We start from the raw sequence: 20,111 nt of genomic DNA on the forward strand, positions 1-20,111 counted from the left end.
TTATGCTGCTCGGTTCATTTTTCTGAACTGACTGCTTGCAAATACTCTATGCTCCAGACGATGGGCCATTAACCCGGCAAAAACAGAGAGAATTATGTCTTTTGGAAGGGGGACCGCCATCCACAGCCATGCCAAATGATAGGTAAATCCCTCAGGTGCTGTAAACCAAAGTTTATAGGCCATATACATCCAATTCGTCCCAAAAACATAATTGATCACCATTCCGATTAAAGCTGCAGTAATATACACCGGAACAGATTTTTTCTTTTCTATCAATTTGCCGGTGACATAGGCTGTTACTATAAACGATAAGATAAAACCGAAAGTGGGGCTTAATAAGGAAGCAAAACCGCCGCCGAATTTTGAAAATACAGGGGCGCCTGCAAGCCCGGCAAAAGCATAGACAGCCATAGTAATAGCCCCTAATCGGCTACCTAAAATAGCCCCTGCCAGAATGGCAAAAAAGTCTGCAAAGTAATAGGCACTCCCCCAATAACTAAAAATGGGACAAATGAAGTGATATTTGCTCCAACCGCCATTAGGCCAACAAACATGCCAGCCAATGTTAAATCAATCGTTCTTAAACCTGTCTTCATAAAATGCCTCCTGATAGATTTGTATTTATACAATTTAGAATAATAGCAGCAAACGTTTATTGTCAACTTAATTTTATAATAGGTTAACATATATATTTGGTTAAGGTGTGTAAACGTATGGTATGGCATATTGAATGGAGGTTAGGAGAGAAGAAATCGGGGTTAGGCATGGAGTTTCTTTTTGCTAATAAACCAGCCGCCGGCAATTGGCCAGCGGCTGGATAAAAGCATTAATTATTGCCTTGTGTTTTTTTCGGACAACATCAAAAAGTCCGGAACCGATGATATCAAGTGCTGATTGCATTCTTTCTGCAGAGATATTATCTTCGATAGTATCCTGCGGTGTATGATAGACTTTTTCAATATGGTAAACAAGCGGATCCCAGCTGTCTATGCCCATCCAGATAAAAAGGGCCGCAGGAATGCCGGCATTATGGAAAGGAACATGGTCACTCGATCCGAATTTGCCTGGGAGAATATCCGAATTGCCCAAGCGTGCCCCAGCTTGACCAGTTGAAGAAGTTACAATGTTTTGGCTGCCGTCTGGTGTCATGGCATATAGGTTTGTAGCCTTTTCATAATTTGTAGCAACCATATCAGGAACAAAAACAGCTTCTATTTGATCTTTTTGTGTCTCTGTTAACTGATCTACATAATATCTTGCTCCTAAAAGTCCGCGTTCCTCAGATCCAAATGCAATGAATTTAAGGGTTTTGTCTGTATTGTATCCTTTATAAACTCTGGCAAGTTCAAGCATTAACCCTACACCGGAAGCATTATCATTCGCACCTGGAGCACCCACCACACTATCATGATGGGCACCTAGTATAACCTCTTTTGTATCTTCATCTTTTGATTTAGCTTCCTTGGTTGCAATTACATTTACCGATTTTAGATCCTTATAATGTTTTGCTGACAGGGAGAGCTCAACTGCACCTTGCTCCATTTGTTCCTTGAGCCATTCTCCATGAATATAGGAAGCCCCAAAAACCGGGATATCATATTCCGATGTAAGGTTAGGATTAAAAGTTTGTCCGTAATTGCCGCGGCTTCCAACAAGGCTTTGGAGAATCACACCAGCTGCCCCTGCCTCAACTGCTTTGGCTACCTGCTCTCGGTATCCGGCTGTAGTATCTGCTCGAGCCAGAAGAACTATTTTACCTTCGGCTCCCTGGAAATTCTCATTTTCCACAAAGATGACTTCTGCATGAACTGGCGTATCGCTGATTGCTCCGTTTGGTGCAGCGCCCATTTCCCATACCGTCCCATCTTCAAATGCTGCACTGCCTATGAATTGATCTGCTACTGGAAAGTATTGAAATTCAACATCATAGCCATAACTTTTGAGTGTATTGGCAATATACTCTGCCGATTTTTTTTCATTTTCTAATCCGCCGGGTCTTGTCCCGATTTCTTCCGATAGATACCTCACGTGTTCGATAGCACGTTCAGCATTTACTCTGGCAATAATCTTCTGATCTTGCGAGTGGGATGAATTTCCATTTTCATTACTTAGCGGGGCAGCATACCCGATTGTGCCAAAAGCTAAAGAAGCTGCTAGAGCCGCTGCTAATATCTTGGGAGATTTTCGACTATTTCTTGACATAATACCCTCCTGAAATTTAGTGGTTTTTCGATTCCCTAACGATTCCTAGTTTAGTAGAAAATGGTATTTTTTGAATAGAGTACTAATTCCTATGGGGTAAGCCTATTTTTGCGACACTATGTGTCAAATTTATATAATAAAAGACAAAATCTATTGGGAAATTATTACTGTTTATGGCGAGAGACTTTGTGTTTTTTTACTCCCTAAAAGGGTAAAGTGATAGTACTCATCGATAGATGAAAGTTCATTTATATAAAGGAGGTATAAACATGGCAAATCGTAAAAGCAACATTCACAGTGATGAACAGGAACAATATTTTAAGGACAGAGCAGGTACAGATGAAGCAAGATTCCATGTAGTACCGCACGATGAGGAAGGATGGGCAGTCAAAAAGGAAGGGCAAAACGAGCCTGAGTATACTGCAGAGTCACAGTCAGAAGCGGTGGAGAAAGCGAAGAGCATGGCAGAAGAAGCGGGGACAATGGCAATACTGCATAATGAAGATGGAAAAATAGATGATCTCGTAAATTATGAAGATAAATAATCGGTCTTATAGAAGGGCACTGCCATTGAGCAGTGCTCTTTTCCTGTTCTGGAAGGCTAATGGAAAGAGATTCTATTTCCAAAACAAAAAAATTCCGCTTTCAAAAAGAAAGCGGATCAAAAAAGAGACCTTGGAACGAGTTAATTCTTAAATTAAAACAATATATAGTATCTGTGGTTGAACAAGAAACTATATATTGTTATTTTTGATTCTAGCATAATCAGACGGATAGAGCAAACTATTATTTTAATATATTTAAAATATTCTACTATTTTAATAATTATTGAGTTAATAATCGTAAAACAATCAAAAACGTTCGATATTTGAACGCTTTTGATTGTTTTTGAATGAAAATGATTGATTTTTGCAATCGGTTTCAGTATGATGTAATCAAGAGGAGCAACACATTCCAGGGGGTGATGTTTTGTTAACACCAGAGCGCCACAAATTGATTCTGCAGCTTTTAAAAGAAAAAGGTGTAGTGAAAATTCAGGATCTCGTTGATATGACAGAAACATCGGAATCAACAATCAGAAGGGACCTGACTCAGCTTGAGGAAGGAAAATACTTAAAAAGGATACATGGAGGGGCTGCCAGGCTTCAGGGAAAGCTCCAGGAACCCAGCATGTCTGAAAAATCCGCCAGAAACCTTCAGCAAAAGCGCCAAATCGCCCAATATGCTGCAAGTCTTGTTGAAGAAGGTGATTCCATCTATCTGGATGCAGGCTCGACAGTTACTGAAATGATTCCTTTCTTGCCTGCAAAAGAAATTGTAGTTGTAACGAACGGATTAATGCATATCAACGCATTGCTGGAACGAAATATAAAAACGTTTTTAATTGGCGGTTTTGCCAAGAGCCAGACAAAAGCCATCATTGGCAGGGGGCATTGGAAAGCCTCGAAAATTATCGATTTGATAAATGTTTTATGGGGGTTAATGGCATCCATCCTCAATTCGGATACACCACACCGGATCAGGATGAGGCCATGATTAAGCAAATGGCCATTTCGCTTTCAAGGGAGGCATTCGTGCTTGCCGATGATACGAAGTTTTCAGAAATCGCATTTGCCAAGATTGCCGATTTGCATACAGCAGCAATTATTACTAATGAACTGAATGAGGATCAGCAAGAGCCTTATATCAGCAAAACTACAATAAAGGTCGTGACAGCATGATACACACATTGACGCTAAATCCGTCAGTGGACTACATCTTAGAATTGGATGAGATAATAGTCGGCGGTCTTAACCGCATGCAGCATGATACAAAGTTCCCTGGAGGAAAAGGGATAAATGTTTCCAGAGTGCTGAACAGAATGGATGTTAAAAGCAAGGCCCTTGGCTTTGCAGGCGGATTTACAGGAGAGTATATTGTTGATTGCTTAAACAAGGAGAATATTCAAACTGACTTTGTCCAAGTTGCTGGTGACACAAGAATCAATGTAAAGATCAAGACAAAGACGGAAACAGAAATCAATGCCAAAGGGCCGGCCATTTCAGGAAGGAATTTCGAGGATCTGAAAAATAAGATCCGCAGCCTATCAGAAGAAGATTTGCTTGTTCTGGCTGGCAGCATTCCATCTACATTGCCGGAATCAACTTATGAAGAGCTGGTAAGAATTTGTTTAGAAAACGGGACGGCTTTTGTGGTGGATGCAGAGGGAGAATTACTGAAAAAGGTCCTTCCATACAAACCGTTTTTAATAAAGCCTAATCACCATGAATTAGGTGATTTATTCAAGACAGAATTTACTTCCGCAAAAGAAGTTATCCCATATGGACAGAAACTTGTAGAAATGGGCGCACAGAATGTAATTGTTTCATTAGCCGGCAAGGGAGCAGTCTTGATTTCTGATGAAGCAGCGTATATTTCAAGCGTTCCAAATGGGGAAGTGAAAAGTTCTGTAGGTGCAGGAGATTCCATGGTAGCCGGATTTCTTGCAGCTTATGAAAAAAACAAAAATATAGAAAAGGCTTTTCAATACAGTGTTGCTTCCGGAAGCGCTACGGCTTTTTCACTTGGTCTTTGCACAAAGGAAAAAGCAGAGGAATTGCTTTCTCAGGTTTCGATTGAAAAGGTCAGCCTAAAAGGGGAGATTTAGGATGAGAATAACAGAATTACTGACAAGAGATACGATTCTGCTCTCATTGAGCGGAATAGGCAAAATGGATGCCATAAATGGATTGGTAAACCAGCTTGATCAAGCAGGAAAGCTTCATGACAGTTCTGCCTTTAAGAATGCAATTATAAAAAGGGAAGAACAAAGCACAACAGGTATCGGTGACGGAATAGCCATTCCGCATGCAAAAACTGGTGCGGTCAAGGAGCCTGCTATTGCATTCGGCAAATCAGAAGCAGGAGTGGATTATGAATCACTTGACGGTCAGCCCGCACATCTATTCTTTATGATTGCAGCCCCGGAAGGAGCAAACAATACACATCTGGAAGCTCTATCCAGGCTTTCATCAATACTAATGAACGAGGAAGCACGCAAAAAACTCCAAAATGCTGCTTCTGCAGACGAAGTTATTGGAATTATAGACAGCTATGACGAGACAGAAGAAGAGGAAGTCCAAAATATTGCAGACAGTAAACGATTTGTTGTTGCTGTAACAGCCTGCCCAACAGGAATTGCCCATACTTATATGGCGGCTGATTCCCTAAAAGCCAAGGCAGCTGAAATGGGCGTTGATATTAAAGTTGAAACAAATGGCTCCAGCGGTGCTAAAAATGTTCTGACACCAGAAGAAATCGCGAATGCGGCAGCAGTTATAGTCGCAGCAGATACAAAGGTTGAGATGGAGCGATTCAGCGGGAAGCATGTCCTTGAAACGGCAGTTGCTGATGGCATCCGAAAACCTCAGGAACTAATCGAAAAAGCGCTAAAGCAGGATGCGCCGGTATACAAGGGCGGAAGCGCGGACAGCAGCGGAAAAGCAGATAATAAAAAAGAACAAAAAGCAGGAATTTATAAGCATTTGATGAATGGGGTTTCCAACATGCTTCCATTTGTTGTTGGCGGCGGAATACTCATTGCCATTTCCTTTATGTTCGGATATAAAGCAGCAGATCCTAATGATCCGTCGTATCATCCTATCGCAGAAGCACTGATGACCATTGGGGGAGGAAATGCATTTGGATTGATTGTTCCAATACTTGCAGCGTTCATTGCCATGAGTATTGCTGACCGTCCCGGCTTTGCTGCAGGCGCAGTCGGCGGAATGATGGCAGCATCTGGAGGCGCTGGATTCCTTGGCGGCATCATAGCCGGCTTCCTTGCAGGTTATGTAGTAGTTGGGTTGAAAAAGTCTTTGCTGGTCTGCCTTCATCACTTGAAGGAATTAAAACGATTTTGCTCTATCCGCTCTTTGGAATTGCGTTCACGGGATTGCTGATGCTTTATGTTGTCAACAAACCAGTTGGCGCATTAAATACTGCTATCACCGAGTGGCTTTCAGGTCTTGGTACTGGAAATGCTGTATTGCTTGGAGTAGTCCTTGGGCTGATGATGGCATTTGATATGGGCGGCCCGGTTAATAAATCGGCTTACGTATTTGGTACAGGGCTGCTTGCAAATGGAGTATATGAACCAATGGCAGCCATTATGGCGGCGGGGATGGTTCCGCCTCTTGCCATCGCGCTTGCTACTACTTTATTCAAAAATAGATTTTCAAAACAGGAACAGGATGCAGGAAAAGCAAATTACATCATGGGATTTTCGTTTATCACAGAAGGCGCAATCCCGTTCGCAGCAGCAGATCCATTGCGTGTCATCCCGTCCATCATGGCAGGATCAGCCGTGGCAGGTGCCATCTCAATGATGGCTGGAGTCGGATTAAGGGCACCGCACGGCGGAGTCTTTGTCGTCCCTCTCGTCGATGGCCCATGGGGAATTTACCTTGCAGGAATAATAGCAGGTGCTCTTTTGTCTGCGATCCTTATCGGGTTTCTGAAAAAACCTTTAAATAAATAATGAATAACTAAAGCCGGTACTTAATGTATCGGCTTTTTTTAGAAAATTCCTTTTAGAAAAGATTGAAAAAACTGAAAATAAATGATTAAATTAAAATAAACTAATCAGTCTATTTTATTTTATGAATAAATAAACTATCCAGTCTGTATAATTGGAGGTGTGAAACCATGGCCATTATCATTGTTATTAGAAGAGGGAACAAACATAAATAACCAGCCATTAGATGCACACCAAGTAAAACATCAGAAAACACATGAAGGAGAGCGTTTATGAAAATAAAAAAACTTTCTCAAGTTACCCTGGAGGAGGCGCTGACTGCCTGGAATAAAGGCTTTGAAGGTTATATAGTTCCAATAAAAATGGATATCCAGGCCTTTGTTAATCGAATCGCATCTGAGGGACTTTCGCCTGAAAAATCCATTGTCGTTTTTATGCACGGCGAACCTTGCGGAATCATATTGAATGGGTTCCGTGAGATTAACGGCAGGAAAATTGCCTGGAACGGAGGCACCGGGATCGCACCACAATACAGGGGAAAAGGTCTTTCTGCAGCCATGATGTCAGAGGTGCTTAGCATATATAAAGCTGAAAATGTACACACTGCTGTTCTTGAAGCAATTGAAGAAAATGAGAGAGCGATTAAGCTGTACAAAAAAGCCGGCTATGCAATTACTGATCAATTGCTTTATCTAAACAAGAAGCTAACACATAAAGAAATAGGCCCATTGACGGAAAGCCATTTAGCAATAAAAAAGATATATCCTGAACAGCTTCAGTCAATCAGCTTTTATGACAGCGATGCTGCCTGGCAGTGCCAGTGGCAAAGTGCGAAACAAGGGGAAGCTGCTGTGCTTATGAGTGAAGATGGGAAAGAGGAAGGCTATATTTTATACAAAAGAGTGCTGGAAGCAGCAGGACGTACAGAACGCATTATTATTTATCAGCTAAATTTTACGGATGGCAGTGCATATGAGGCAATGACTGAAAGTATTCTGGGCCAGCTGTTCCTTGATCAGGATGATTCGATTGATTTCACTGCAGTTAATATTTCTGTTTCCAATCCCGCATCGAAAGCTTTGCTTAATATGGGATTTGAAAAAAGATTGGCCAGGTAATGATGAAAAAAACACTATAGGATGCATGATTCCTAGTTAAGATTCCCCCTTTCTGCAAAAAAATAAGTTACCAATTAATTTTTGAGATTCGTGCTTATAGGCATAATTTCTAATGGTTACTGATATGTTTTTATGAGTAAGATGGAAAGGGGAGATATTTTGGCTGCTGGATTTGAAAATGCTGCAAAATTTGAACATGGATTTTGGCTTCAGATTTTGGGTGATCATGCACGCTTCATACATGATTCACTATCACCAAAGGAAAAAGACAGCATTGAAAGAGCAAATTACTTTATACAAACCTTCGATCAGCTATTAGGAAGGGTTAAAGTGGATAACCTGGAGCAATTGAGCCGGAGGGCAGAACAGGAAGCTAAAAAGCTCAGGGAATTTAAATTGAACCTACTTGAACGTCATCTGATAGGGAAAATTTCCATTCATCTTGGTCCTGTTTTTATAAACCATATGGTCAATGAACTTGAAGAATATATGCTTGTCCTTCAATATTTAAAAAAAGGGAAGTCCCGCCTGTATTTCATGAGCTTCACCACCATTTAATCTGGCTTCTGGATGCAGCTGGCCATGCTGGAGCCATATCAGATAATATGGAAAGTGTTGAGAAGAAAATAAAAAAATCAGTGATGGCTATACAAGGGATTTTGAAGCATTCTATTTAAAGGCGGTTGAAATGTCCGGCTTCCTTCGGACGAATGTTGAGTCATTCCCGGCACTTCAAAAGTTCAACAGCGATGTTGCACTTGAAATATCTTTGTTTATGAACTTTCTCAATGAAATTGAGGAGCTTGAATTGAGCAAAGAGGCATTGGGGACATTTGCAGCTTTAATGGCTGATCACATGTACCGTGAAGAATGCTATTACCTGTCAAAGCTTGCTGAGTCCACTCAGTCTGAAAAACCGAAATGTGATCCGGCAAAGCCGAGGCTTAAAGAATAAATTCAATGCTGCCAATTTGGCAGTTTTTTTGCATTAAGAACATGCGTCAGTGTTTTCTGGGTAAAAAGAGTATAAAAAGGCTGATATCATGAAACTGGTAAGATGGAGTTACATGCGGAGAAATCAGGTAAAGGGATTGTTTGACTGTTATCCTGAAGCGGTCATCATTTTTAAAAGAATAAAGAATTATTATTTTATCCACAGTGCTGAATGGACAGGCAGTCCGCAGTTAATTGCTAAGCAGCAGATGGAGGAAATGGAGTATTTGCTTAATAAAGAAATGGGTTTTCTTCGTGGATATCTACAAAGGAAATCTGCAGGCGATAAAGATAGTGAAACTTGAAAAAATAGGAAAGAAGAATCAATTTTCCTAAAATAGAACACATGTTCGACCTAATGGACAAGGTTGTGTTATAATAAAGAAGCAATGGGAGTTTCTCAAGGGTGGTCGGCTAGCCCCGTATGAAAGGGGTGATGCCTTTTGACAGTTTTCGAATCGATCATGATGATGATTTCCTTTTCTAGTCTGATCATTGCTGTCATGACTTTTAACCATAAAAAATAGACCTCCCTTGATCTGACAATTGAGGGAGAGGTCTATGTCTTTGACAGGCCGATCCCCTAAGGGAACGACTATTGCGAATGACCGTGGGTGCGGCAACACCTGCGGTCGTTTTTTTTATTCATATTCTTAATTCAAGAATATCATATACGGTTCAGAAAGTCACGGAAATAAGCATAATCGCATGATTACTTATAGTATATGCAGATTCCAGCTGAAAATCCATAATGATTCGAATCCTAATGTGCCATACTATAATGGCAGTACTTTAAAGGAGGATTAACATGACAAAACGCAATATTAAGACTAAATCTGGATTGCAGAGCACAAACAAGAGCATAAACGATATGGAGTTCTCAAAAGAGCTTGATCAGCAAAGCAAAAAAGCTAAGAAGACAAGACCTAACTGATGTTGGAAATAAAGAATTGACCGAGATGGGGCAGACTAAAACTGTCCCATTTTTATATGGAACAGGAGGCTTTTGAGCCATCTATGTTTTGTGAATGGAAAGGACGATTCTTGTGCCAGCATGTATTTATGAGGATACAAAGATATTTTATGAAACGATGGGAAAAGGGGTACCGATAATCTTTATACATCCGCCTGCCATGGGGAGAAAGGTATTTTATTATCAAGGCCTGCTGGCTGAGCATTTTCAGGTTGTTTTTCCTGATTTAAGCGGGAATGGAGATACCATCGGTCCCGAGAAAACAGTAACCATTCAGGGCTATGCAGAAGAGGTTAAAGCTGTATTAGACCACTTGGAAATTGAAAAAGCCGTTATCCTGGGTTATTCCTCTGGAGGCATAATTGCTCAGGAATTTGCTCTTTCTTTTCCTGAAAGGACACTTGGAGTCATACTGTCTGGCGGATTTCCAGAGGTTTTATCAGAAACTTTCAAATATGAGCATATAATGGGAATGTATTTCGTGAAACATTTTCCGGGTTTTCTGCGGTATGTAATAGCAGCAAGTCACACAAATGATCCAAAAGTCAGAAAAGATATTCTGGAACACATGAAAAAGGCGAATCATACTATGTGGTTTCAATTTTACGATAGGTCGCTCCACTACTCATGCACGGATCGCCTGAGGAACTTGAGTGTCCCCCTTCTCCTGATATATGGATCAAGAGATTTTGTTAATCAGCATATTAGGAGCTATAGGAGATATGTCAGCTTTCAGGCGGCAATAATCAAAGGTGTTTCCCACCAGGCGCCAACCAAAAAGTGGCAGCTTTTCAACCAGGTTGTAACTGGTTTTGTACAGCAGCATTTTAAATAAAAAAATCCGTATCGTCATTGCACGATACGGATTTTTTTAGCCCTCATTTGCGTCAGGTTTGATTGCTATAATGGCTGCTAGGGCAGCAAGAATGGTTATCCCGCTTAATATATAAAAAAGCCCTTGATCAGAATGCTTCATCAGAATGGCAATGGCCGGCGGCCTCCGGCAACGCCTATAAACCTCATTGAACTGTATAAAGAAGTAATGGTTCCACGTTCTTCTTTTGCAATTCCTTCGGTAATCAGTGCATCCAACGAAGGCAATGCAACGCCTATGCCAATTCCGGCAAACAGGAACATGCTGATCATAAACCACATGTTGTTTGAAAAGCTTAAGATTGCAGTGGCAGCTGCCACAAGCACTGAGCCTAAAAATATGATCCACTTCATCAGTATTTTATTTTCTTTTATTTTTTTCCTGTCAGATAGGAGGAAAGGCATAGTGCGCCAAGCGGGACAGCTAGGAGAAGCCCTTTTTTAACATCTTTAATATCGTATGTCTTTTCAAGCACATCAGATAAATAAAAAAGTATCCCAAAAAGCACAAACATAAGAATGGCACCTATTAAGAAAATAGCATATAGCCATTTTCCGTTGTTTTTAAAGGTATCCTTGATATTGCTCCAAAATTTCTTTAGAGGAAGCGGCTCTTCTCTTTTATTTGGCGTTTTTACAAGAAAGAAAACCAGCAGGATTGAAATCGTACAAAAAACCGGAAACGAAAAAAACGGTAAAAACCATATAAACCCTGCAAGAAATGCTCCAAGTATAGGCGATAGAACTTTTCCAAAAGTATTGGAAGTTTCAATAAGTCCAAGGGAACTGCTGACATCATCATCATTTTTAAACATATCCCCTACTAAAGGCATAACAATTGGTGCCGCACCAGCTGCCCCAACACCCTGCAATGCCCTCCCAGCTAATATGATCCAATAAGCATCCGCCATTTTCCATGCCGCCCATCCGGAGATCAGCCCGCCAATTCCTGCAATGAACAGACTTGGTATAATGACTTTTTTACGGCCGATATGATCCGATAAAAAGCCTGCGATTGGAATCAAAATAATGGCTACAATACTATAAACGGTAATAATCATGCTGGATTGGAATGCAGAAATATTTAGTTTATTTTCCATCGCCGGCAGTACAGGAATCAGCATGGAATTCCCAAGTGTCATAACGAGAGGAATTGAAGAAAGTGAAAGAATGGCCCATTTTTGGTTATGAACATCATCACCTGACTTCTTTTTAGCTTTGGAATTTACAGATTGTAAATTTTCAACATGCTCCATATTTCTGACCTTCCTTTTCGTTAATCAAACTAGTCTTAATATGAGCTAATTGCAGGAAAACTAACTAGAAAAACCTCTGTCTTTTTATGGGAAAATTCAAATTCTGGAAAAATATGTTTCGATTTACTAAAAGGAAAGCGTTAAAATATATAGAAAAGCGAATCTGGCGAGGGGATAAATGTGAAAGAAATTATTAGTTTAAGCATAGGGAAACCGAAAAAGCACAGCTGGAAAAACCGTGAGGAAATATCGGGAATAGGCAAAGAAAAAATTGAAAGTGCGTTCTTAACGAAGGATGGTTTCCTGGGGGATGGAGTGGCAAACACTGATTTTCATGGCGGCCCCGACCGGGCAGTTTGCCTATACCCGTTCGAACATTACGGGATGTGGGAAAAAGAATTTAAAAAGACATTCTGTCCCCCGGCATTTGGTGAAAATATTTGTGCGGGTAATATGCTGGAAAAGGATGTTTTTATAGGTGATACCTTTTCGCTTGGTGAATCTGTTATCCAAATAACACAGGGCCGCATTCCATGTTCAACCATATCAAAGCATAACGAAGAAGATCGGCTTTTAAGCAGAATTGTTGAAACATGCTTTACAGGCTACTTTTTCAGAGTGCTGAAGGAAGGAACTGTAACAGCAGGCAGCGTTCTTAAGCTCGAAGAAAGAAAGCAGGAAAAGGTATCGGTTCTGCAAGGAAATTTTATCATGTTCCATGACCGCAAAAATCGTAAAGCAATTGAAGAACTCCTGCAGATTGAGTCACTTGCAGCTGTCTGGAGAGAAAAGCTGGAAAAAGCTCTATTATAAAAAAATGAAAAATATCCTTGACATTTTTCATTTATCGGAATAGTATAATAAGCAATATATCGATCGGCAATGACAAAGAGTAGTAGCTGCAGTGGAAGCTAAAGAGAGCTGATGGTTGGTGCAAATCAGTGTGGAAACAGCAGTGAATGGACTTTCGAGCCTCCAAACCGAACCTTTTTAAGCAGTAGGCTTTGGCGAACGGTCTCATCGTTACAAGGGACAGATATTCAAACGGTTTTTCGTTTTGATATCTGTTAAGTGAGCTGATGTATCAGCTAATGAAGGTGGCACCACGGGTCTCTCGTCCTTTTTAGACGGGAGGCCCTTTTTTATTTAGTTCAGAAAAAATATAGAATTTTTGAACTTAAATAACTGTCTAGCGCAAGCAGCCTACCCCCTCGAGTTCACAAGCCAATCCCCTAAAAAGGCAAAGAACGCCTTTCCGGGAGGCTCGTCTTGTGCTTGTCGGGGGTGGCAAGGCGCTTCCGCTTTTCTTTAACTTTATTACTTTAAATCGCTGAGCAAGAGGAGTAGATTGATGGAGTCCGTTCAAGAGAGCCGGGGTAAGGTGAGAGCCCGGTACGGTAAGTCATTCGAATGGACTTGCGAGAGGCTTCCTGAAAGATAGTAGGGAAGCACGGATTTCCACCGTTAAAAGGATAGGGTATCGATATGTTTCCGTACCCGAAAAAGGGAGCAGCATGCTGCTCTAAAAAGAGGTGGCACCACGTTCACAAGACACGTCCTCTATACCCGCAGATTCTGTCTGTGTGTATAGGGGACTTTTTTATTTATAGTTAAGTAAAAATTCTGAAGTCAGATACCTGTCTGGCTCCATCGCCTGCTCCCTCAAAGTGTCAGGGGTGATCAGGGCGCTTGCGCTTATCTGAATCCGAAAGAACTGGAGGAGAAATATATTGAAAACGATTTTGGATGGTCCTTATATCATCGAAGAGCTTGAGGGGGACACATTAACACCTATTTTGATCTACCAGAGAATGAGCGGGAGAAAAAATTTCTGCTTGAAAGCTCGCTAAAGCATGAAAAGTCGGGAAGGTATTCCTTTATTGGGGCGGACCCGGTGATGGAACTAAAAGGGGAAGCATCTCGGACGGCTGTTACTGCGGAGGGGAAAATAGAAGTTTTTAATGAAAAGCCGCTTGATGTATTAAGAAGGCTGATGCCCGAGGAAAAGGCTCACCCCATTGAACAGTTCCCATTTTGTGGAGGAGCTGTTGGATATGCAGGCTATGATGTCATCAGGCAATACGAAGATATCGGGGTGATCCCTCATGATGAGCTGAATGTACCAGATGTTCACCTTATGTTTTTTGAGGAAGTGGCCGTTTTTGATCATCTGGAGCAAAAGGTATTTCTGGTAGCCATGTCTTTATTGGCAGCAACCGATGAATCTCAGCTACGTGAAAGATTGCAGAAAAGAAAGGCCGAAATCCAAAAGGGGCTGCGGCATCCCAATCGGAAGAAGCATCGCTGTCGGCTTTCAAAGCTTCCATATCTAAAGAAGACTTCGTTGAAAAAGTAAAAAGGGCCAAGGCCTATATTGAAGAGGGAGACATTTTTCAGGTAGTGCTTTCTCAGCGGTTAAAAGCAGAATTGACTGGAGATCCTTTCGCATTTTACCGGAAGTTAAGAGTGCAAAATCCCTCCCCATACATGTACTATCTTGATTTTGAAGAATATGCGGTTGCAGGGGCATCGCCTGAAAGTCTTATAAAAGCAACTGGAAACAAAGTAATTACTAACCCTATTGCAGGAACAAGGCCAAGAGGCAAGACAGAAGAGGAAGACTTACAGCTTGAAAGGGACCTGATAGAAGATGAAAAGGAGCTTGCCGAACACAGGATGCTGCTCGATCTAGGCAGAAATGATCTCGGCCGTGTATGCGAATTTGGATCGGTAACTATAGAAAAAAACATGGTCATTGAGAGATATAAGCATGTCATGCACCTTGTATCCGAAGTGGGCGGCAAGCTGAAAAGTCCTCACAAAGCGATTGATGCCTTAATAGCGTGTCTCCCTGCCGGAACGGTTTCAGGTGCACCCAAAATTAGAGCAATGGAAATCATCAATGAACTGGAAGCAGTGAAAAGAGGAATTTACTCAGGGGCAGTCGGCTATTTTTCCGGAAACGGCAATATGGATTTCGCCCTGGCAATCAGAACCATGGTAATAAAAGATGGATTCGCTTATATACAAGCTGGGGCAGGCATCGTGCATGATTCGATTCCAGAAAAAGAGTACGACGAAACACTTCATAAATTAAAAGCATTTTTGGAGGACAAAAAATGATTCTGCTGATTGATAATTATGATTCATTTACATTTAACCTTTATCAGTATCTGGGTGAACTGGGACAAGAAATTAAAGTTGTAAGGAATGATCAAATAACAATCGAAGATATTGAAAAATTAAATCCTGAAGCCATTGTTCTATCACCTGGACCGGGACGGCCTGAACAAGCTGGAGTTATTGTTGATGTTATTCAGCAATTTTACAGGAAGCTCCCTATCCTGGGCATTTGCCTTGGCCATCAGGCAATCGGCTATGCCTTTGGGGCAAAGATTGAAAAAGCCAAGAGAATTATGCATGGCAAGGTGTCTAATCTGAAGCATAACGGATCACAGCTTTTTCAATACATGCCGCAGCCGATCCATATCATGCGTTATCATTCCTTAATAATTAAGTCGGGAACTTTGCCTGGCAGTTTTAAGGTTTTGGCAAGATCAATGGATGATAATGAAATAATGGCAATCAAGCATGAAGATTATCCTTTATACGGTTTGCAATTCCATCCGGAGTCTGTAGGAACAGGCCTTGGAAAAAAGATTTTGGAAAACTTTTTACAAACTATCGGGAGGGAGAAAAACGATGAAAACTATACTGCAGAGGTTATCTGATCGCGAGTCATTAACAGAGGCAGAAATGAAGGAAGCGATGGACAATTTATTTGCCAATGATGTGACGGACAGTGAGATTGCGGCATTTATGGTGAGCCTTAAAACAAAAGGGGAAACAGTTGAAGAAATTGCAGGCATCGTAAAAGCAATGCGGGATAAATCCCTTACATTTAGCAAGAAAATTCCTAATGTTTTGGATAATTGCGGTACAGGAGGAGATGGTTCAAGCAGCTTTAATATCAGTTCTACTTCGGCCTTTGTGATTGCAGGAGCAGGAATTTCTGTTGCCAAGCATGGCAATAGAAGTGTATCCAGCAAAACAGGCAGTGCCGATGTACTGGAACATTTGGGAATAAACTTGGATCACTCGCCTGAGCGCACGGAGGAAATTCTGGAGGAAATTGGGATAGCCTTTCTATTCGCACCTCATGTCCATCCGAATATTAAAAGAATCATGAAAGTACGCAGGGACCTGAGAATACCTACAACTTTCAATTTAATAGGACCTTTAACCAATCCGGTTGAACTTGATCATCAGCTTCTCGGGATCTACCGGAGAGATTATATTGAAATGTTTGCAGAGGTGTTAAAAGCTTTGGGAAGAAAACGGGCAGTTGTTTTAAATGGTGCAGGGTTTATGGATGAAGCATCCTTACAGGGGGAAAATCACCTGGCCATTCTTAATAACGGCAAGGTAACGAAAAAGGTTCTTCATCCAGAGGAAGTTGGCCTATCGGTTAGCAGCAATGATGCGATCAGAGGCGGAGATTCCAGGGAAAATGCTGAAATACTCCTAAGTGTCCTAAAGGGGGAGAAGGGAGCAAGAAGAGACACGGTCCTTCTTAACGCCGGGATTGGCATCTTTACAGGAGGCAAGGCAGAAACAATTCATGGCGGGATAAATTTAGCCAAAGAAAGCATAGATTCAGGTGCTGCATTAGAAAAACTGCATAGGTTAATTGAAGCAAGTAAAAGCGTCCATAAAGAGGTGATATAAGATGGGAACAATTCTAGATCAAATACTGGCTGAAAAAAGAAAAGAAGTCATCGTACTGCAGAAGGAAAAGGAATATTTTCAAATAGGAGAAACCATGTATAAACGCTCCTTTATTAACAAGCTTGCATCAGGCAGTGAACTGGCTGTGATTGCGGAATTCAAAAGAGCCTCACCTTCAAAAGGTGATATAAATACCGGACAAAATCCGAAAGATCAGGCATTATTTTATAAAAAGTATGGTGCCGATGCCATTTCCGTTTTAACAGACAATAGGTTTTTTAAAGGCAGCTTCGCTGATCTGTCAGCTGTCAGAGAGACAGTCGACCTGCCTATCCTTTGCAAAGACTTCATTATAGACGAGGTGCAAGTATTAAAAGCAAAAGCATCAGGGGCAAACCTAATTTTACTCATTGCTGCTGCGATGGAAGCTGAACGGCTTCAAGAGCTTTTCGATTTTGCTGAAAGTGAAGGCCTTGAGGTATTAATGGAGGTTCATAATGAAGAAGAACTGGAAATAGCTCTAAGAACCGGTGCACAGCTGATCGGAGTCAACAACCGAAATTTAAAAACTTTCGAAGTAGACCTTGGTGTAACAGAAAAACTTGCCCCGCTAATAAAGAATGCGGGAAAATTCCTGATCAGTGAAAGCGGGATTAAGTCGGAAGACGATGTGCGGCGTGTAATTGCAGCAGGAGCAAACGCCATTCTTGTCGGAGAAGCATTCATGAAAGCAGATAATCTGGAAGGGCTTTTGAAGGCCATGAAGATTCCTTTGCAGGGGGCTGTCAGACAATGAAGGTGAAGATTTGCGGAATCAGGGATATCAGCACGGCACTTTTTGCTATTGAAAACGGGGCTGATGCCCTGGGATTTGTTTTTGCAGAAAGCAAAAGAAAAATTAATCCTGAGGCAGCAGGGGAGATAATCAGAGAGCTTCCCGGAGAAGTTTTAAAAGTCGGAGTGTTTGTAAATGAAACGAAAGCGACCATTGAAGAAATAGCAAATGTTTCAGGGATCAATGTCATTCAGCTGCACGGAGATGAAACGCCGGAATTTTGCAGCTCATTTTCTCTTCCGGTTATAAAAGCTTTGAGTGTAGGTTCACCAGATGATTTATCTCAATTAGACGAATTTTCATGCGAATACATTCTTCTTGATAGTCCGAAAGGAAAATATCGGGGGGCAACGGGGTATCTTTTGATTGGTCGATTTTAAATAAACCATTGCAGGACAAAAAAATGATCCTTGCTGGGGGGCTCAATCCTGAAAATGTGGGGGAAGGAATTAAAGCAGCCAATCCTTATATGGTTGATGTAAGCAGCGGGGTTGAGACTGAAGGGAAGAAAGATCCGGAGAAAATAAAAAGATTCATAGAAAACGCTAAATGTGTGGAGAGGGAGGAAGTAAAATGAACACAGCTTATACATTGCCTGATGAACGAGGTCATTTCGGGGATTTTGGAGGAAGGTATGTGCCGGAGACACTTATGCAGGCCATTCTTGAATTGGAAGAGGAGTATAAGAAAGCTCAAGCCGATGAAAGTTTTCAGAAAGAACTGAAGGCTTTGCTGAAAGACTATGTCGGACGGGAAACTCCTCTTTATTTTGCTGAGAACCTCACAAATTATGCCGGCGGTGCGAAGGTCTATCTTAAGAGAGAAGATTTGAATCATACAGGTGCCCATAAAATAAACAACTCACTGGGCCAGGCTCTATTGGCGCTGCGAATGGGAAAAAGAAAAATAGTAGCTGAAACGGGTGCAGGGCAGCATGGAGTCGCAACAGCAACTGCATGTGCGCTTTTAAATCTTGAATGCATTATTTTTATGGGTGAAGAGGACATCAGGAGACAGCAGCTGAACGTATTCAGAATGGAACTGCTTGGAGCGAAGGTTGTAGGGGTACAATCGGGAAGTGCCACCTTAAAAGATGCAGTCAACGAAGCACTCCGCTACTGGGTGACAAATGTCGAGGATACACATTACATCCTTGGTTCTGTGATGGGACCACATCCTTTTCCTATGATTGTACGGGATTTTCAGAGTGTTATCGGAAATGAGACGAAGAAGCAATACCTTGAAAAAGAAGGTAAACTCCCTGATGCAGTTGTGGCTTGCATTGGAGGCGGAAGCAATTCAATGGGCATGTTTTATCCTTTCATTAAAGATGATACGGTCCGCATGGTTGGGGTTGAAGCAGCTGGTTTGGGTACAGATACAGATAAGCACGCTGCTTCTTTAACAAAAGGAACTCCTGGAGTTCTTCATGGAGCATTAATGTATTTGCTGCAGGATGAACACGGTCAAATTCAGGAGGCTCATTCCATCTCAGCTGGCCTTGATTATCCAGGAGTTGGGCCGGAACACAGCTATCTGAAAGACAGCGGAAGAGCCGAGTATGAATCCATTACAGACGATGAGGCGCTTGATGCATTAAAGCTTTTATGCAAACTGGAAGGCATTATCCCTGCGCTGGAAAGCTCCCATGCCGTAGCCTATGCATTAAAGCTTGCACCGCAAATGAAAAAAGACGAAGGCCTTGTCATCTGTTTATCTGGCAGAGGCGATAAAGATGTAGAAACTGTAAGAGCAAGATTAGGAGGGAAAGGACAATGAACCGGGTTGAAAAAGTTTTTCAGAGCCTTAAGCAAAACAAAGAAAAAGCATTTGTGCCATATATAATGGCTGGGGACGGAGGCTTAGAGACACTGGCCGAGAAAATCACATTCCTTGAAAAAGCGGGAGCAACAGCCATTGAAATTGGGATTCCGTTTTCGGATCCGGTTGCAGATGGCCCAGTCATCCAGCAGGCTGGCATTCGAGCATTAGAAGCCGGAACAACCCTTAGAGGGGTCTTAGCTAAAATTGCGGAAATCCGGCCTATTGTTCACATCCCGCTGATCTTTATGACATACATGAATCCGATCATGGCCTATGGCATTGGCAACTTTATTTCTGATGCCTCCAGGTCAGGGGTAGACGGCTTAATATTACCTGATCTTCCTGCAGAGGAAGAGGAGATCATTGCACCAATTGCAGAAAGATCTGGAATCGAAATTATCCGCCTTGTGACCTTAACCAGTCCATTGGAGCGCATAGAGGCGATTGCAGCTAAAGGGAAAGGCTTCCTATACGCTGTAACGGTTAATGGCATCACTGGGGCAAGAAAAGAATTTAAAGATGAGCTTGGAAAGCATTTGGAGAAGGTTAGAGATGTAAGTCCGATACCAGTATTGGCCGGCTTCGGAATTTCTGAACCAGAGCATGTAAAAGAAATGAATCAGCATTGTGACGGGGTAATCGTTGGAAGCAAGATCATAGAGCTTTTTCAAAGCGGTGAGTTAGCAAAGGTTGAAGAGCTGATCGCTTCATCTAAAATAGAAGAAATTAAATTGTGAAACAATAGCTTTCTCCTTGATGGAGGAGGCTTTTTATTTGATTAAGCCCAATTTTA

14 protein-coding genes, 7 pseudogenes and 2 other annotated features are annotated in these 20,111 nt (G+C 41.6%); of the genes and pseudogenes, 18 read left to right on the top strand and 3 right to left on the bottom strand.

Translation table 11 applies throughout. From position 1 onward, the window contains the following. Nucleotides 1–725 (bottom strand): annotated as a pseudogene (locus M5V91_RS02815) (biotin transporter BioY). A 55-nt stretch (nt 726–780) separates the two neighbouring features. Next, nucleotides 781–2,202 carry a M28 family metallopeptidase gene (locus M5V91_RS02820; protein WP_284521707.1) on the bottom strand — a complete coding sequence of 474 codons (1,422 nt, stop codon included), beginning with the start codon at nt 2,200–2,202 and terminating at the stop codon, nt 781–783. A gap of 269 nt (nt 2,203–2,471) precedes the next feature. Between M5V91_RS02820 and M5V91_RS02825 the strand changes: the two genes are divergently transcribed. The 10 genes and pseudogenes from M5V91_RS02825 to M5V91_RS02865 all read left to right on the top strand — a co-directional run bounded on the left by M5V91_RS02825 (nt 2,472) and on the right by M5V91_RS02865 (nt 10,637). Next, entirely contained in the window at nt 2,472–2,747 is a 276-nt protein-coding gene (locus tag M5V91_RS02825; protein WP_019380466.1) for a DUF2188 domain-containing protein, read from the top strand. 424 nt (nt 2,748–3,171) lie between these two features. Further along, a pseudogene (locus M5V91_RS02830) lies at nt 3,172–3,923 on the top strand (DeoR/GlpR family DNA-binding transcription regulator). Further along, nucleotides 3,920–4,849 (top strand): 1-phosphofructokinase, encoded by a 930-nt coding sequence (gene pfkB, locus M5V91_RS02835; RefSeq protein ID WP_019380464.1) that lies wholly within the window; start codon nt 3,920–3,922, stop codon nt 4,847–4,849. The pseudogene M5V91_RS02830 and the gene pfkB overlap by 4 nt, the downstream one beginning before the upstream one ends. Nucleotide 4,850: 1 nt before the next feature. Continuing rightward, nucleotides 4,851–6,721: pseudogene (locus M5V91_RS02840) on the top strand (PTS fructose transporter subunit IIABC). 269 nt (nt 6,722–6,990) lie between these two features. Then, entirely contained in the window at nt 6,991–7,836 is an 846-nt protein-coding gene (locus tag M5V91_RS02845; protein WP_284521708.1) for a GNAT family N-acetyltransferase, read from the top strand. Nucleotides 7,837–7,977: 141 nt separating this feature from the next. Next, nucleotides 7,978–8,791 (top strand): annotated as a pseudogene (locus M5V91_RS02850) (DUF2935 domain-containing protein). Nucleotides 8,792–8,903: 112 nt separating this feature from the next. Then, the gene (locus M5V91_RS02855) at nt 8,904–9,134 is read left to right on the top strand and encodes a protein YuzH (RefSeq protein ID WP_157380208.1); all 231 of its coding nucleotides are present in this window, start codon (nt 8,904–8,906) and stop codon (nt 9,132–9,134) included. Between the two features lie 165 nt (nt 9,135–9,299). Further along, nucleotides 9,300–9,356, top strand: a complete 57-nt coding sequence (locus tag M5V91_RS30255; protein WP_369425971.1) for a hypothetical protein — start codon at nt 9,300–9,302, stop codon at nt 9,354–9,356. A gap of 281 nt (nt 9,357–9,637) precedes the next feature. Continuing rightward, complete coding sequence (locus M5V91_RS02860; protein WP_256815309.1) at nt 9,638–9,763, top strand: hypothetical protein; 126 nt, start codon at nt 9,638–9,640, stop codon at nt 9,761–9,763. 112 nt (nt 9,764–9,875) lie between these two features. Then, entirely contained in the window at nt 9,876–10,637 is a 762-nt protein-coding gene (locus tag M5V91_RS02865; protein ID WP_026041652.1) for an alpha/beta fold hydrolase, read from the top strand. Nucleotides 10,638–10,673: 36 nt separating this feature from the next. Here the strand turns inward: M5V91_RS02865 and bcbE are convergent. Then, nucleotides 10,674–11,931 (bottom strand): annotated as a pseudogene (gene bcbE / locus M5V91_RS02870) (bacillibactin exporter BcbE). Nucleotides 11,932–12,105: 174 nt separating this feature from the next. Here bcbE and M5V91_RS02875 point away from each other — a divergent pair. From M5V91_RS02875 to trpA, 8 genes and pseudogenes are all read left to right on the top strand, one after another. Then, complete coding sequence (locus tag M5V91_RS02875; RefSeq protein WP_251175015.1) at nt 12,106–12,744, top strand: MOSC domain-containing protein; 639 nt, start codon at nt 12,106–12,108, stop codon at nt 12,742–12,744. Between the two features lie 60 nt (nt 12,745–12,804). After that, nucleotides 12,805–13,056: a binding site (T-box leader), on the top strand. A 196-nt stretch (nt 13,057–13,252) separates the two neighbouring features. Continuing rightward, nucleotides 13,253–13,495: a binding site (T-box leader), on the top strand. Between the two features lie 166 nt (nt 13,496–13,661). Then, nucleotides 13,662–15,054, top strand: a pseudogene (gene trpE / locus M5V91_RS02880) (anthranilate synthase component I). Continuing rightward, nucleotides 15,051–15,662: an anthranilate synthase component II gene (locus M5V91_RS02885; RefSeq protein WP_019381161.1), complete on the top strand. Its 612-nt coding sequence runs from the start codon at nt 15,051–15,053 to the stop codon at nt 15,660–15,662. Before trpE ends, M5V91_RS02885 begins: the two are co-directional and overlap by 4 nt. Next, complete coding sequence (gene trpD / locus M5V91_RS02890) at nt 15,634–16,659, top strand: anthranilate phosphoribosyltransferase (RefSeq protein ID WP_217027660.1); 1,026 nt, start codon at nt 15,634–15,636, stop codon at nt 16,657–16,659. The genes M5V91_RS02885 and trpD overlap by 29 nt, the downstream gene beginning before the upstream one ends. Nucleotide 16,660: 1 nt before the next feature. Then, nucleotides 16,661–17,455 carry an indole-3-glycerol phosphate synthase TrpC gene (gene trpC / locus M5V91_RS02895; protein ID WP_009333468.1) on the top strand — a complete coding sequence of 265 codons (795 nt, stop codon included), beginning with the start codon at nt 16,661–16,663 and terminating at the stop codon, nt 17,453–17,455. Next, nucleotides 17,452–18,071: pseudogene (locus tag M5V91_RS02900) on the top strand (phosphoribosylanthranilate isomerase). Before trpC ends, M5V91_RS02900 begins: the two are co-directional and overlap by 4 nt. Beyond that, nucleotides 18,068–19,273, top strand: a complete 1,206-nt coding sequence (gene trpB / locus M5V91_RS02905; RefSeq protein WP_009333470.1) for a tryptophan synthase subunit beta — start codon at nt 18,068–18,070, stop codon at nt 19,271–19,273. Before M5V91_RS02900 ends, trpB begins: the two are co-directional and overlap by 4 nt. Next, the gene (gene trpA, locus M5V91_RS02910; RefSeq protein WP_009333471.1) at nt 19,270–20,055 is read left to right on the top strand and encodes a tryptophan synthase subunit alpha; all 786 of its coding nucleotides are present in this window, start codon (nt 19,270–19,272) and stop codon (nt 20,053–20,055) included. The genes trpB and trpA overlap by 4 nt, the downstream gene beginning before the upstream one ends. The last annotated feature ends 56 nt before the right edge of the window (nt 20,056–20,111 follow it).

The organism is Cytobacillus pseudoceanisediminis (assembly GCF_023516215.1).
In the GTDB taxonomy this organism is placed as follows: Bacteria; Bacillota; Bacilli; order Bacillales; family Cytobacillaceae; genus Cytobacillus; species Cytobacillus pseudoceanisediminis.